The organism is Flavobacterium sp. LS1P28 (genome assembly GCF_003970335.1).
GTDB lineage: Bacteria > Bacteroidota > Bacteroidia > Flavobacteriales > Flavobacteriaceae > Flavobacterium.
Map to the genome: position 1 here is coordinate 26217 of NZ_RYDI01000007.1, position 14957 is coordinate 41173.

Genomic DNA, 14957 nt, shown 5'->3' on the forward strand with positions numbered 1-14957 from the left:
ACACTTAACATGGAAGAATGTATCTCCGTTTTTGATATGCTAAAAATTGGTGTTGGACCTTCGAGTTCACACACACTTGGGCCTTGGAGAGCTGCCGAACGCTTTCTTAGTGAATTGCGAAACGAAAATTTACTTCATGCGGTCAACAGGGTGAAAATAGATTTATACGGTTCCCTTTCCTTAACTGGCAAAGGACACGCCACGGATTTAGCCGTAATGCTGGGTTTGAGCGGACAAGATCCAGAATACATTCCCATAGAAAATATTGATGCAATTATCAAATCCATTGAATCAAAAAACAAAATCAACTTAGGAAACGAAAAGCCAATTGCTTTTTATTTCCTCCAAGACATCGTTTTTAATAAAAACTTCCTTCCCTTTCATGCCAATGGAATGACTTTCACAGCCTATATGACTGATGATCGTCAATACGTTTCTACCTTTTATTCTATTGGTGGCGGATTTGTAGTAAAAGAAGAACGCATCAACGCTAAAAAGAAAATTAAAATAAAATGTGCTTTTCCATATCCAATTGAGAAAGCGGCAGAACTACTGGATTATTGCATAAAAGAAAACAAATCGATATCGGAAATCATTTATGAAAACGAAAAATCAATGCGTTCCGAAGCAGTTATCGATCAGGAACTAATACGCATTTGGCACACGATGCTCGAATGCATGTACATTGGTTGTCATTCCGAAGGGATTCTTCCCGGCGGACTAAACGTGCGTCGCCGTGCTTTTGACATGCACCAAAAACTAATTGGTTTATCCAATTATAATTCCCCTCAAACCTGGCTTGAGGAGATCAGAAAAACAGAAGTGAAATTCCGCCAAATCCTGAAATGGGTTTCCTGTTTTGCCCTTGCGGTAAATGAAGTAAATGCCGCTTTAGGACGCGTGGTCACTGCTCCAACAAATGGAAGTGCAGGCGTAATTCCGGCCGTTTTAATGTATTATTTAGTGATTGAAAACCACAATGCAGGAGAAAAAGAAATCAAACAATTCCTGATGGTTGCCGGTGAAGTAGGCAGTATTTTCAAGAAAGGTTCTACCATTTCTGCGGCAATGGGCGGTTGTCAGGCCGAAATAGGCGTTTCATCTTCCATGGCTGCTGCCGCTTTATGCGAATTGATGGGCGGAACTCCTGCACAAGTTTTAATGGCTGCCGAAATTGCCATGGAACATCACTTGGGGTTGACCTGTGATCCTATTGGCGGTTTGGTTCAGATTCCCTGCATCGAAAGAAATACTATGGGTGCCATAAAAGCCATTAATGCCGCTGAATTAGCCCTGGAAACCGATCCGAAAAATGCCAAAGTGCCTTTAGACAAAGTCGTGGACACGATGTGGCAAACCGCCAAAGACATGAACAACAAGTACAAAGAAACCTCCGAAGGCGGATTAGCCATCACCGTGAATATGTCAGATTGTTAATTTACGTATTAAACAAAAAAACAATGAAAATCAATTGGGTAATAGTTGGACTTGTACTCTTCTTCGGAATTGCTTTGATAGTATTTTTCATCAGAAAAAATCAAAAAGACAAAAAGAAATACAAACAGTTCTTGAATAAAGATTTCAAAAAAACAACTGAAGAAGATTCTGACTGGAATGATGATACGCATTGATGAATATTTTAATCATTTTAGAAAAATTTAGAAATAAAATCCAATAACGTATTATTAAAAACAAAAACTGCTTGCAAACAGATCCGTAAAACGGATACAACCAAAGGAAATTTCACTAGTACCATATTTTCTCTTTTAAACTTAAAATAATCCAGAAAAGCACCCTTTAAACACTTGGCAGATGGCGACTCGCTTAAATTATAATCGACTTTAACGAAAATTTACAACTATTAAGCAAGAAAATAGTGTAATTATGCAAAATGATTAAACAAATTCGACATACTCTTTTAACTCGATATTTTTGGGGTTTCATGTCGTTATACCTGCTGAACTGCTTTGTTGATTCCCCGGATGCGCAACCAAATTATTTACCTGAGGATCTGACCCACAATGATCTGGAAAGCATTATTGAAATAGTGGTTGAAAAAATATTAGGATTCGAAAATGCCATACCTGAATACGATGATAATGATACCAATCAAGATTTTGCTGCAAAAAGTGCTTTTTTTATAGATTTTTTTGTAGTACCAAACAGTGCAATTAGTCTTTATAAAAAATATTTATATTTAAAAAAGGGGAAATTAGCTGAACAAAATTCGATTCCTCCGACCCCGTATTTTGAAATACACACGCCTCCCCCTAACATTTAATTTGTTATTTAGATCATTAATCCCTGCCTTATTTTCTCATGAAAACTAGGGTTGCAATTCGTATACTAAAACATAAAACAAATTAAAATGGCTCTTCAATATTTAAAAACAGCGGTATTTACTCTGCTATTAACGGTACTTACGGGTACACATTCTCAAGCACAAACAGAAAAAAACCAACAAAATACGATCAAAGACAGTCTTTACATTCAAGAAATTGAAGGCAAAAAAAAACGTCCAAAAGTGTTACATGCTGAACCTCTGTACATCGATCTCATTAGAGATTTGGGAGCCCGAAAAGGAGAAAAAGAATGGAATTTAGGTCTCGGTTTGACAGACAATATCACTCATGATGAAAATACTGCACTGCTAGAATATGAATGGGCTCCAATTGATCGATTAGGACTTGAAGTAGAATTGCCTTTTTCAATTTATTACCCTACTTCCGGCAACGGAAATTCGCCGGGAAGTAACCTGAATAGTATAAAACTAGCGGCACAATATACCTTTTTTGTTTCAGAAAAAAAGAAAATATCAATGGCTGTTGGCTATATTCACGAATTTCTATTGCCCAATTTTAACAACTACAGCAATAGTACTTTAATAACCGGAAATGGATATAATCCGTTCTTGGTGATTGCTAAACGCTGGGGACAAAATTTTCATACCCTTTTATACACCGGGCCACAATTTACGCACCACTTTTCAGATAATACAACACAGACGAACTGGCAGATTAATTCAAATATCCATTACATGATCCCCGGAACGCGAAATTTTATTGGACTGGAGTTTAACAAAGAAATTAATAATGCTGATTTTGATATGACAATCCGACCTCAAATGAGAGTAGAAATTACAGATAATTTACTAATAGGCATAGTAACCGGAATTCCTATAAATAGAGAAAACCAGCGGTTTAGCTCCTTTTTACGACTCATTTATGAACCTTCGTCGCATTAAAAAAACAGTGCTTTTTTGATGCAAGTTAGTAGGATCCGATACTAAAACCTTAAAATAAAGCGACCTTTCTTTAATTAATATTACCACTAGACTAGCCGGATTTTTTTAAACACAATCCGGTTAATCAGTGATAATTAGCGGGATAGTGTCAAGAGTCTTTTTTTGCAGCTGTTGTAAAACTCTCTCTTAATACAACAACGCACAAAAATGAAATCCTATTTGTTTTCATAGGATTAAATTATATATTTACGTTCGTAAAGAACCTTAAAATTCTTGAAAGCACATGTTTTTAGCTGATTTTACGCCATAAAAACGAAAAACATAATATTCTAAAAAACAGGCCTGATATGAAATGGACAATATCCTTTTATCTTATACTAGCACTAAATTTGGTAGGTTATAGTCAAAATAATGATGAATCTGAGAGCATCAAAAAACTACTTAAAAAAGAGTCTGCCACATGGAGAGCTGGCGACAGCAAGGGACATACGGACTGCTGGTACATTCAGCCCTACAGCCGAATATTAATTTCAACTGGAGACGGAACCGTACTCGACATTCCGCCTACGGCTATGATTAATACAAATCCGGAAGCAATGGGTAACGGTGGCTATTCTGTAAATACAAATTACAAAATGAGTATTCATAAGGACAACGCCTGGGTAAGCCACAACGAAGAGTCAACGGCCAAAGATGGTAAAAAAACGTTCTCGTATGAAATTCGGTTATTAGAAAAAATTGATGGACACTGGAAATTAGTGGGGCAATCCATTCATATTTCTAAACAAACAGGTGAATAACTTGTAATTGAACTGCAGCTTACACTTTTTTTTTAATTAACACTCGGCAACTCTCTATTAATCACAAAAGACAAATACATCAACATTAATCAAGGTTCTGAATCTGCATTATGCTTTTTTAAAGCGCGCTTAATCATGGAAAAATATGCAGAAAAGCCATCGATTTCATTATAAATATCCAAAACTAGGTGCGTAAATACGTTAATACTACTGAAGAAACTACTTTACAGCAGATTTTTTATATCGTTTTCAAAGCTGCAATAAGCAAATCGATATCTTCTTTAGTATTATAATGGCTGAATGAAATGCGCAAACTTGGTTTCTTTAAATCGTCATTCGAAAGCATTTCGGCTAATACATGAGACGGTTTTATACTCCCGGACTGGCAGGCGCTACCGCGGGAAACTGCTATCCCTTTCATGTCTAAATGAAACAAAATCATCGCTGTCTTTTCGTCTAAAAAAGGCAGTAAAACATTTAAAACCGTGTAAAAACCATCGCTATTCCCATTAATTTCGAAACCTGGAAAATCAATTTCAAGCTTGGTAATTAAATAACTCCGTACTTCAGAAATGTGCTTTCGTTCCGTTTCTAAATTGGTGTATGAAAGTTCCAGAGCTTTTGCCATTCCTGCAATTTGATGTAGAGCCTCAGTCCCGGCGCGCAATCCTTTCTCTTGTTCGCCACCAAAAAATAAGGGTTGCATTCCTGAATTTTTTCGAATAAATGCAAAACCAACGCCTTTAGGTCCATGAAATTTATGCGCACTGGCCACGATAAAATCTATAGATAAATTTTGCAAATCTATGCCGGTTTTCCCTATGGACTGTACGGTATCCGAATGAAACAAAGCACTGTGCTCTTGACAAATACGGCTTATTCGTTCTAAATCTAAAACAGTTCCAATTTCATTATTCACATGCATCAAACTGACTAATGTTTTCTTATCCTGTGATAATAACTCTACTAAATCAGTAATATCAATTGCTCCATTTGGCTTTATTGCTACATAATCAATCTGAATGCCATACTCTTTTTCTAAAACTAAAGCCGTGTACAAAACCGCATGATGCTCGATTTTACTGGTAATGATTCGTTGCACTTTCAAGTCCTTAACGGCTGACCGAAGAATCCAGTTATTGGCCTCGGTACCACAGGAAGTAAAAATTATTTCCTGCGCAGTGGCATTCAGGTTTTTGGCAATTGACTTTCTGGAAAGCTCCAGAACATTTTTTGCAGAACGCCCTAAGCTGTGCGTTGAAGATGGATTTCCATAATCTTCCGTTAATACTTTAGTCATTTCCTGGATTACTTCGGGACGAATAGCAGTTGTAGAAGCGTTATCGAGATATACTTTTTTCATTTTTTAAATTATAAAATTATTTTAAAACTGGTATTTCTGAAGGGACGAGTTTTAATTTTCGGGGAAAAAGCAGTTTTTCATTAAAAACAACAATTGAAACCAAAATCAGCAAATAAGAAAACAATTGAAGCGAGCTAACCTGCTCGTTATAATAAAATATAGCCAACAAGAAATTAATAATTGGGTTAATATAAATCATAATTCCCACCGCGGAAGAGTTGATTCCTTTGAGCGCATAGAGATTTAGAAACAAAGGGATAATCGTAAAAAAAACCACAATCAGGAACATGTAGCCGTAAAACAGAGGCTCTACAGGAATTGTTCCACTGTATTTTGGATAAAAAGGGAGCAGTACAAGTGCCGTAAAAATCAATTGAATCGTCAGGCTGAGGAATTTATCTAAATCATTATTTTTACGTTGACTCACTAAATACAGCGCATAAGTAGCAGCCGTAATAAGACTGTAGAATATATCCTGAAAATGATTAAAGGATAATAAAACGCAACTAAATACACTAATTAAAACAGCAATCCACTGCCATTTGCTCAGCGTTTCTTTCAACATGAAAAAGGCAAAAACAGTTGTTACAATTGGACAAATTAAATACGCCAACGAAGCCGCATTTACACTTACGTGATTCATCACATAAATGTAAACAAACCAGTTTGAGGAGAGAAATATACCTCCGCCAAGTGTTAGCATAACAACACTCTTCTGTTGTTTGAGAGGTATCGTCTTGAAGTGATTCCAGTTTTTACGCATTACATTTCTACGGAAAACAACATTGATCAACACCATGGTAATGGCACTAAAAAACACTCGGTAAAATAATATATCCAGCGACGGATAATTGTGTAAAGGCTTTAAAGCAAAACTAAAAAAACCCCAAACAAAAAAAGCTAAAAAAGCAGCCGAATAATATTTGTTAAGTCTCATCTATCGTATTAAATTTAGACAAAGATACTGATTTCAATCGGCTTTAAATTCTCACTATCTTTCAATTTTATAACTATTAAAACAGGTACTTTATCACTTAATTGATAGTTGCTAAAACACAATATCCTGTTAAATAATCTATTTTTAAGCGGTTATGCATTTGGAATAAATTAAAAATTCTATTTTTGTTTTAAATTTTATAAAATGAAAAGAATTGTTAGCCTGTTGGTTTTTGCATTGCTCCTAAACGGATGTGATGATGGAGATTTAATTCAAGAAACCATCACTTTTGAAGATGTAGCCACACAAAATTGCACGACAAATGGGATCATTTATAAATTAAAAGATAGCGAAGCGTTAATTCTTGAAATAAAAAATGTTGTTTTTCCGACAGAAACAAGTGTGCAAGAACTGGATATCAATGGTACAAATCGAGTTTTTTACCGTTTTTATAACGGAACTGTCACAAATGCTACAATTTGCGAAACTATTCCTCCGGCAACACCTACAGTTACAGGCCAATGGACCGCAACTGGCGGGAAAATTGTAATAACTACAACGGCAATAAAACCCCTAAATCCTGATGATAACAGTACTAAAATTACAGGATACAATCATAATATAACGTTCAAAAACATCACTTTTGATAAAGGAAACGGAACGCAAGTGTACGAAACATTCTTTTTTGGAGACTATCAAATAGCAGCAACACCGCTGCCTTTTAGTTTTAATAAAACACTGGAACAATGTGCTACTTCCAAACAATTATACGATTACAACAGCAGTGAAGCGCTAATTCTGGATATTGATGCCAGTTTAATCGTGAATGCCGTAACACCGCTGAACACTCCTAGAACCGGATTGATAGGCGACACAGAAAACAAACTGACGTATCGTTTATTCTCTGGCTTGGTTACAGGAAATTATTTTTGTAATACTACTTTTCCTACTACTCCGACATTTAGTGAAGAATGGATTGGAGTGTCAGGAATAGCAAATACCAGCGGTATTATAGAAGTAACAACTACAACAAATGGATCAGGTTTTAGACATACTGTAGTGCTGAAAAAAGTAAAAATAAAGAAAGGAAACAGTGATTTTATTCTAGGTGATGCTTATATTTATGGAGATTTATTGACTACCAATTAGGGGCCAAAAAACTTATATTTCAGATAAGAAAAAGTTGTTTTCAAGGCTACAAAAATGGTCTTATTTAAGATGATTTCTCCATTGAAATTTACTTAAATTAGACCCTTTTTTTTTAATTAAAAATCCAAAAATGAACTTACATGGCATTTTGTTTAATGAAAACTTCTGTTGCTCCTTGACCGTATTTTTGATAATTACCTTCTTGAAAAGCGATGTTATCATACCGTCCCAATAAGAAATCCAGCTCTGCTTTCAAGACTCCTTCCCCGACTCCATGTATAAAAACAATCTTTGGAATGCGATTTTTAATCGCAAATTCAATATGGCGTTTTGCTGTTTCAGTCTGTAGCGTCAGAATATCATAATTCGACATTCCGCGTTTATTAGGCACCAGTTTTTCAATGTGTAAATCAAATTCAGGAGCTGGAATTTCGTGTTTAGATTTCCTTTCTTTTACAAAACTACGGGGTTTTGGGATCTCTTTCTCTTTTGCAATTTCACTTACATTTATTCTTCTGATTGAATCCATTAAGTTACTGGAATCGTTTATTTTAAGTAATTCATTGACAATAAATGTCATCGTAAAACCATCCTCCGTTTCTATCGTAACCTGCTGGTCTTTGACTGACAACACTATCCCATTCATCGCTTCATCCAGCACGGAAACTTTATCTCCTTTATTGAACATTTTCGTCTTCTTTTTCTTGATTTTTACTCGGAGTTTTAGCACTCAACTGCATCATTCCAATCATAAAAACTACAATTGCAACAACCATGATGTACACGTTTTTTTCGGCACTCACCTGCTCGTATAAAGCAACTGTGATGGCGAGAATCATTATGGGGATTATATATTTTTTCATCTTTTAAAATATCAGATTCCAAAAGTACTGAATTTAAAATTACTCTATTTACTCTTGATAAAATTTCTTACTTTTACGTATACTTGTAAAAAAGAAAAAAAATTGAATATAGAAAAATACATGCTCCCGTGTTTCAGTAAAACACTCTTTGGAATAGAGTGTTTGGGCTGTGGTTTTCAGCGAGGATTTTTATTGCTTTTACAAGGCGATTTTGGAGGTGCCTTCGATAGGTATCCGGCAATTTTCACGACCTTATTATTTCTGGGAATTCTGGCTTTGAATTTCATAGACACCAACAGAAACTACAAAAAAATAATTATCGGCGCCGCTGTCCTTAATGGTGTTTTTATGATTGCAGGGTATTATTTTAAACACTACTAATGAGTTTCTTTTTATCCCCTTTACAGCAACAACAATTATTTGATTCGGGCTAGGATATCATTCATCATTTCGATTTGTACTTTCTGAATTTCAATTAATTCTTCTTGCTGATGCATAATCAAATGATCCAGTTTTTCATGAAGCATTCTGATTTCAAGTTCTGATTTCAAATTAATCATATAATCTTTTTTAGCTCTTTCCCGATCTTTTTCTTCCTGACGGTTTTGGCTCATCATAATTACCGGTGCTTGAAGTGCAGCCAAACAGGACAAAATTAAATTTAATAAAATAAATGGATACGGATCAAAACCTTTATTCAGCAGAATATAAATATTAGCCAAAATCCACAACAAGATAAACACCCCAAAAAGAATGATAAATTTCCAGCTTCCGCCAAAAGCAGCTACCTTGTCTGCCACTTTTTGCCCTACGGTTCGATCACCATTTTCATCCTCTACAGTATTCACCAGCGATTTATCTTCGCTTAAGGAACCGATTACTTTAGCCTCCAGATTAGACAATTCCCCTATTTCGACCAATAAATAATTCGAAATATATTTTTCCCGATACCTATTAAGTTCACTTATTGCTAATAATTTATTGGCATCAAAATCAGGATAATCATTTTGAATAAGTGCTAATATTGGGTTCCGTATGGTCTTAGCAGCTACTTTATCCGCTATTGGGAATACCTTTTTAGAAATGTCACTTATAAAAGTCGAATTACTTTTCATAGCTAGTTATTTATTGGCTAATTTAAAAAACACTTCTATCGAAACTAATAATCAATTTGTATACCTTGAAAATATAAACAGTCTAGCAATAGCTGTTTATATCTTAAAATTGTAAAAAAAGCTATTGATTTAATTTTTATTAATTCCAATTAACGGATATAACAAAAATTTCAATTGCATTCAAAAGCGATAAATTTAACAAAAATGTAGCAATAAACAAGATAGCTTTATTGACTAAAAACAAATAATCCAAAATTGTTCAATACCTTTACCATTCGTTTTAAAAACCATGAAAATGCCACTGAATTATAAAAATATTCCTTTCTGCTATTGTTGTTGCTATTTTTAAAATAAGCTTGTTAAAAATAGTTTTTATAAACGAATACTTATCAAATTTAGTCAATACTCGGATTATTACAAATCAAACACAACACACCCAATAGCATGAAATCTCAAACAATACTAGATTTAATAGGCAATACACCTTTAGTTGAATCTACCCATTTGATACAAAATGACAAGGTAAAACTTTTACTGAAACTCGAAGGAAATAATCCAGGCGGAAGCATAAAGGATCGTGCGGCATACAACATGATCAAATCAGCATTAGAAAGAGGAGAAATCAAAAAAGGAGACAAGTTAATTGAGGCAACCAGCGGCAATACCGGAATTGCTTTGGCGATGATTGCCCAATTATTCAATATCGAAATCGAATTGATACTCCCGGAAGATTCCACTATAGAACGTACGCTTACTATGCGTGCTTATGGAGCTACGGTCATTCTAACGCCTGCTGACACCGGAATAATTGGTTCCAGAGATTATGCTGATAAAAAGGTAGCCGAAGGCGGATACATAATGCTCAATCAGTTTGCTAATGATGACAACTGGAAAGCACATTACAAAACCACAGGTCCGGAAATATGGAATGATACGGAAGGAACGGTAACCCATTTCATATCAGCAATGGGAACTACAGGGACAATTATAGGAACGTCAACGTATTTGAAAGAGCGGAATCCAGAAATTCAAATTATTGGTGCGCAACCCAGCGACGGTTCGCAGATTCCGGGAATCAGAAAATGGCCTCAAGAATATTTACCTAGAATTTTTGATGCTTCAAAAGTAGATACCATCATTGAAATTTCGGAACAGGAAGCACGTGCTATGACCAAACGTTTGGCACTTGAAGAAGGCATTTTTGCAGGAATGAGTAGTGGCGGTTCCGTGGCTGCAGCACTAAAAATAGCAAATACAATAGAGTCCGGTGTGATTGTCGCTATCATTTGCGACCGAGGCGATCGGTATTTGTCTTCCGATTTATTTGATTAAATACCAATACACTATAAAATCAACCTTCCTTTTCTCTATCTTTCGGATAAGAATGGAAGGTTGTTGCGTTTTACTGCACTACCACTTATTTACTGTTTTCAAAATTTCTAATCCGGTTACAAATGAAAAACATCCAATTTATTTACAGCATCTTATTTTTATCAATCGTTATGGGAGAAACAATACAGGCGCAGGACTGGCCAAATTTAAGCAAATACCAAGAGCAGAATGTTGCGCTGAAACCACCAGCAGCTGGACAACAACGAATTGTCTTTATGGGTGATTCCATAACCGAATTCTGGAGTGCAACCAATTCTGAATACTTTTCAGGAAAACCATATATAAATAGGGGTATTAGCGGTCAAACAACCCCGCAAATGCTCATCCGTTTCAGAGCTGATGTTATTGCTTTACAGCCAGCCGCAGTACTCATTTTAGCAGGAATCAATGATATTGCCGGAAATACAGGCCCCACAACATTAGATAGGATTGAAAACAATATTATTTCGATGGTTGAATTGGCACAAGCAAACCAGATCAAAGTTATTTTGTGTTCCGTATTACCCGCTTTTGATTTTCCTTGGAAACCCAATCAAAATCCGGCTGTAAAGGTTATGGAGCTTAATCAATTACTAAAGAAATATGCTGATGCGAATGGAATTATCTACCTGGATTATTTTTCAGCAATGGTCGATGAGAGCAACGGATTAAAAGCTGCCTATTCCGGTGATGGAGTACATCCTAATAAATTGGGCTATCAGGTAATGGCGCCTCTGGCTGAAAAAGCGATTGCGCAAGTTCTAGCAATGAAACACTAAAGCACAATTTTGTGCCTAAAATCTTTTCCTTTTCCCTAACTTTGAGAAAACTAAAAAAAATTAGATGAAATCAACCTCAATTCTCTGTTTGTTCCTACTATTATTCATTACTCATGCCAATTACGCACAAACCACCGTCGATGATCCCGAAATAAAAAAAATGGTGGCTGAGGTACAATCGGAAAATATGGAAGCTACGGTCCGAAAACTAGTGTCTTTTGGAACCAGACATACCCTAAGCGACACAAAAAGTAACACTCGCGGTATTGGCGCAGCGCAACGCTGGGTTAAATCGGAATTTGATAAATATGCTTTGGCTTCTGGCGGCAGACTAACTTCGGTTATTGACTTTTTCACCATCAAAGCAGATGGAAGACGTATTGCCACCGACAGCCAATTGGGTAATGTCATGGCAACCTTAAAAGGAACTGATCCTACGGACGATCGTGTATTAATTATAAGCGGCCATTTAGATTCTCGTGCTTCGGATGTCATGGATGCTAAAATTGATGCGCCAGGTGCTAATGACGACGCTTCCGGAGTAGCCGCCATGATGGAACTGGCCCGTATAATGAGCCAAAGAGAATTCCCTTTTACACTGATTTTTGTGGCTGTAGTTGGTGAAGAACAAGGATTATACGGAGCTAAGCATTTAGCGGATGTTGCCAAAGAGGGAAAATGGAATATTATTGCCATGATCAACAATGATATGATTGGAAACAGTTTATCCAGCGGTACTTTATTACGAGACAATACTAAAGTGCGCGTTTTCAGTGAAACAATTCCATTCTTAGAGACAGAAGCCGAGTCAAAAATGCGTAAATCGACCAATCGTGATAATGACAGTCCATCCAGACAACTAGCGCGATACATCAAAACGGTTACCAATCAATATGTGGAGCAACTGGATATTAATTTAGTGTATCGCAACGACCGTTTCTTACGTGGTGGGGATCATACTCCTTTCAGTCAAAATGGATTTACAGCTGTTCGTTTTTGTGAAATGAACGAAAACTACGACCACCAACATCAAGATGTTCGAAAAGAAAACAACATCCAGTACGGCGATCTTGCAGAATTTATGGACTTTGAATACATGAAGAAAGTAACCTGTTCTAACTTGGCTACGTTCAGTAATTTGGCTTGGTCTCCAAAAGCACCAACAAACGTAGGAATTGAAGTAAAGGATTTGACTAATTTTTCTACTTTAGTTTGGACCGCACCTGAAGGGAAATCGGTTTATGGATACAACATTCTTATTAGAGAAACGGCATCCCAACATTGGGAAAAAACAATTTTTGTACAAGATACTAAAGCTGAAATCCCATATTCTAAAGACAATTTTTTCTTTGCTGTTCAAGCAGTTGATGCATTAGGACATTCCAGTTTACCGGTTTTCCCTTTGCCAATTCGTTAAAACACTAGAAGGTTTTAAACAATTAAAGTAATTTTTTATAGTCACGTTTTTATTAATGAATCTTACTTGATGGTTCAACACAACAATAAATAAAAAAGCGTTTGCTTATGCAAACGTTTTTTTTTATGTTTCCCATTTATAAATTAAGTATAAATGGTAAATATCAATGATCCGAAAATAATTAAATCAACTCTTTAAAATATTGCAGTAAAATACTGTCGTTTTTCAAGGTTGGTGTGAAAATTTCCAAAATACTTGGTTTTTCATTTTGAGCATACAAAGCAGTCAAACTTATTGCTAAACTCGCCTCATCACTGGCAATACAGTATTCAAAACCATACATTTTAGCCAAATGTTCCGCAGTTAAACAATGTGAAGTTTCAAAGAAGGTATTAAAAACCGGTGTTTCTTTGTGTCCGGGTAAAATCCTAAATATTCCTCCTCCACCGTTATTAATCAATATAATCTTGAAATTTTTTGGAATGTAATTGTTCCATAATGCATTGCTGTCGTACAAAAAACCTATATCACCTGTTATAAAAACCGTTTGTTTTTCATTGGCAACAGCCGCACCAATAGCCGTAGAAGTACTACCATCGATTCCGCTGGTACCGCGATTGCAATATACTTCAATTGAAGGATCAACAGCTACTAATTGCGCATACCGAATTGCTGAACTATTACTGATTTGCAATTGACTGTTCGTTGGTAAACACTGCATCACTTTTTCGAAAACTTTAAAATCTGAAAAAGGAATTTTGTTTAAATAAATATCACTTTTTAGCTTTCGCAGTACTTTAACCGCGTCTAATTGCTGAAAATAATTACTTTCTGTTGCTTTTGTAAGTGGCAAGAAAGTATCAAAAAAAACATTTGGGTCTGCTTCAAAATGTTTGGTCAAAGCGCCAAACGTGTCGTAAGCTCTTAAAGAATCAATATGCCAATGGTGTTTTGGTTTGTGTTTTCTTAAAAAAGCCTTGATTCGTTTTGAAACGACCATTCCTCCAAAAGTGACTAAAATTTCCGGACGAAAATTTTCAAAATCGGCATTCGTAAAAGGCGTAATTATTGTGTCTATAGTATTGATGAAAGTATCGTGATGCACGTTAGAAGTTGTTTCAGTCAGCACGACTATCGACACGTCTTTGGCGAAGGCCTCAATTATTTTTTGGTTGATAGCATTTGGGGCATTCACACCAACCAAAATCATTTTTTTAGTGGAATTGTTCCAAATTGTTGCAAATTCCGAAACGTCTTCTATGGAAATCGTCTGAGTCACTTTTGCGGAAGCGATACTATTCACTTCGATTGAAAGTTCCGAAACGGTTTCATACAATGGTTCTTCAAAAGGCGCATTGATGTGAACGGGGCCTTTTTGAGTGATGGCCGCATTGATCGCCGCATTGATTTTTAAATCATTTGCCACCGAAACATTCTCAAGTAAATTAGCATTGTAAAGCGAATGGTTTTCGAATACATTTTCTTGCCGAATCGTTTGGCCGTCACCAATATCAATCTTGCTTTGGGGCCTGTCTGCCGAAATCACAATCATAGGAATCTGGCTGTAAAATGCTTCCGCAAAAGCCGGATAATAATTCAATAAAGCCGACCCAGAAGTGCACACTAAAGCCGCTGGTTGCTTGGTTTGTTGTGCTATTCCCAATGCAAAAAAAGCAGCCGAACGCTCGTCAGCAATGCTGTAACATTGAAAAGCGGGATTGTTTACAAAACCAATTGTGAGCGGGGCATTACGAGAACCTGGAGAAATAATTATGGTAGTAATTCCTTTGGCCAAACAGATTTCAATAATGCTTTGTGCCAAAGGTATTTTAGGGTAAATCATTGTTTTAGTTTGAAAAAAACAAAGATACAAAGATGTGAAGGTTTTTCTCTAATCTTAAATAGTTTTCTTAAATTTG

Annotated in this window: 16 protein-coding genes; 10 read left to right on the forward strand and 6 right to left on the reverse strand. The window is 35.9% G+C overall.

The genetic code is table 11. The features are described 5' to 3' along the window. Positions 1-9: 9 nt before the first annotated feature. The 5 genes from EKL97_RS07335 to EKL97_RS07350 all read left to right on the forward strand — a co-directional run bounded on the left by EKL97_RS07335 (position 10) and on the right by EKL97_RS07350 (position 4044). Positions 10-1437: an L-serine ammonia-lyase gene (locus tag EKL97_RS07335; RefSeq protein WP_126462207.1), complete on the forward strand. Its 1428-nt coding sequence runs from the start codon at positions 10-12 to the stop codon at positions 1435-1437. 23 nt (positions 1438-1460) lie between these two features. After that, the gene (locus tag EKL97_RS15670) at positions 1461-1631 is read left to right on the forward strand and encodes a hypothetical protein (RefSeq protein WP_199742822.1); all 171 of its coding nucleotides are present in this window, start codon (positions 1461-1463) and stop codon (positions 1629-1631) included. A gap of 260 nt (positions 1632-1891) precedes the next feature. Then, positions 1892-2281, forward strand: coding sequence for a hypothetical protein (locus EKL97_RS07340; protein ID WP_126462210.1), 390 nt, complete (start codon positions 1892-1894; stop codon positions 2279-2281). An 87-nt stretch (positions 2282-2368) separates the two neighbouring features. Continuing rightward, positions 2369-3244, forward strand: coding sequence for an HAEPLYID family protein (locus tag EKL97_RS07345; RefSeq protein ID WP_126568569.1), 876 nt, complete (start codon positions 2369-2371; stop codon positions 3242-3244). A 347-nt stretch (positions 3245-3591) separates the two neighbouring features. Then, entirely contained in the window at positions 3592-4044 is a 453-nt protein-coding gene (locus EKL97_RS07350; RefSeq protein ID WP_126568570.1) for an endo-arabinase, read from the forward strand. Between the two features lie 238 nt (positions 4045-4282). Here EKL97_RS07350 and EKL97_RS07355 read toward each other — a convergent pair whose 3' ends face one another. Together EKL97_RS07355 and EKL97_RS07360 are read right to left on the reverse strand one after the other, a co-directional pair. Continuing rightward, the gene (locus EKL97_RS07355) at positions 4283-5407 is read right to left on the reverse strand and encodes a cysteine desulfurase family protein (RefSeq protein ID WP_126563995.1); all 1125 of its coding nucleotides are present in this window, start codon (positions 5405-5407) and stop codon (positions 4283-4285) included. 16 nt (positions 5408-5423) lie between these two features. Beyond that, positions 5424-6344, reverse strand: a complete 921-nt coding sequence (locus EKL97_RS07360; protein WP_126563996.1) for an EamA family transporter — start codon at positions 6342-6344, stop codon at positions 5424-5426. Positions 6345-6548: 204 nt separating this feature from the next. On the opposite strand from EKL97_RS07360, the gene EKL97_RS07365 reads away from it, so the two are divergent. Beyond that, the gene (locus tag EKL97_RS07365) at positions 6549-7493 is read left to right on the forward strand and encodes a hypothetical protein (RefSeq protein ID WP_126568571.1); all 945 of its coding nucleotides are present in this window, start codon (positions 6549-6551) and stop codon (positions 7491-7493) included. Between the two features lie 136 nt (positions 7494-7629). Here the strand turns inward: EKL97_RS07365 and EKL97_RS07370 are convergent, their stop codons facing one another. Beyond that, a complete protein-coding gene (locus EKL97_RS07370) occupies positions 7630-8181 on the reverse strand; it encodes a Smr/MutS family protein (RefSeq protein ID WP_126462223.1) in 552 nt (183 codons plus the stop codon). Then, complete coding sequence (locus EKL97_RS07375) at positions 8171-8356, reverse strand: hypothetical protein (protein ID WP_126462226.1); 186 nt, start codon at positions 8354-8356, stop codon at positions 8171-8173. Before EKL97_RS07375 ends, EKL97_RS07370 begins: the two co-directional genes overlap by 11 nt. A gap of 102 nt (positions 8357-8458) precedes the next feature. On the opposite strand from EKL97_RS07375, the gene EKL97_RS07380 reads away from it, so the two are divergent. Continuing rightward, on the forward strand, positions 8459-8737 hold the full coding sequence (locus EKL97_RS07380) for a DUF2752 domain-containing protein (RefSeq protein ID WP_126462229.1): 279 nt from the start codon (positions 8459-8461) through the stop codon (positions 8735-8737). A 35-nt stretch (positions 8738-8772) separates the two neighbouring features. On the opposite strand, the gene EKL97_RS07385 is transcribed toward EKL97_RS07380, so the two are convergent. Then, positions 8773-9471 carry a DUF1003 domain-containing protein gene (locus EKL97_RS07385; RefSeq protein WP_126462232.1) on the reverse strand — a complete coding sequence of 233 codons (699 nt, stop codon included), beginning with the start codon at positions 9469-9471 and terminating at the stop codon, positions 8773-8775. Between the two features lie 444 nt (positions 9472-9915). On the opposite strand from EKL97_RS07385, the gene cysM reads away from it, so the two are divergent. From cysM to EKL97_RS07400, 3 genes are all read left to right on the forward strand, one after another. Continuing rightward, positions 9916-10803 (forward strand): cysteine synthase CysM, encoded by an 888-nt coding sequence (gene cysM, locus EKL97_RS07390; RefSeq protein WP_126454514.1) that lies wholly within the window; start codon positions 9916-9918, stop codon positions 10801-10803. 122 nt (positions 10804-10925) lie between these two features. Further along, positions 10926-11621 carry an SGNH/GDSL hydrolase family protein gene (locus tag EKL97_RS07395; RefSeq protein WP_233588562.1) on the forward strand — a complete coding sequence of 232 codons (696 nt, stop codon included), beginning with the start codon at positions 10926-10928 and terminating at the stop codon, positions 11619-11621. Positions 11622-11685: 64 nt separating this feature from the next. Then, a complete protein-coding gene (locus tag EKL97_RS07400) occupies positions 11686-13038 on the forward strand; it encodes a M28 family metallopeptidase (protein ID WP_126568572.1) in 1353 nt (450 codons plus the stop codon). A gap of 181 nt (positions 13039-13219) precedes the next feature. Here EKL97_RS07400 and menD read toward each other — a convergent pair whose 3' ends face one another. Beyond that, positions 13220-14881, reverse strand: coding sequence for a 2-succinyl-5-enolpyruvyl-6-hydroxy-3-cyclohexene-1-carboxylic-acid synthase (gene menD / locus EKL97_RS07405; protein ID WP_126568573.1), 1662 nt, complete (start codon positions 14879-14881; stop codon positions 13220-13222). Positions 14882-14957: the final 76 nt, after the last annotated feature.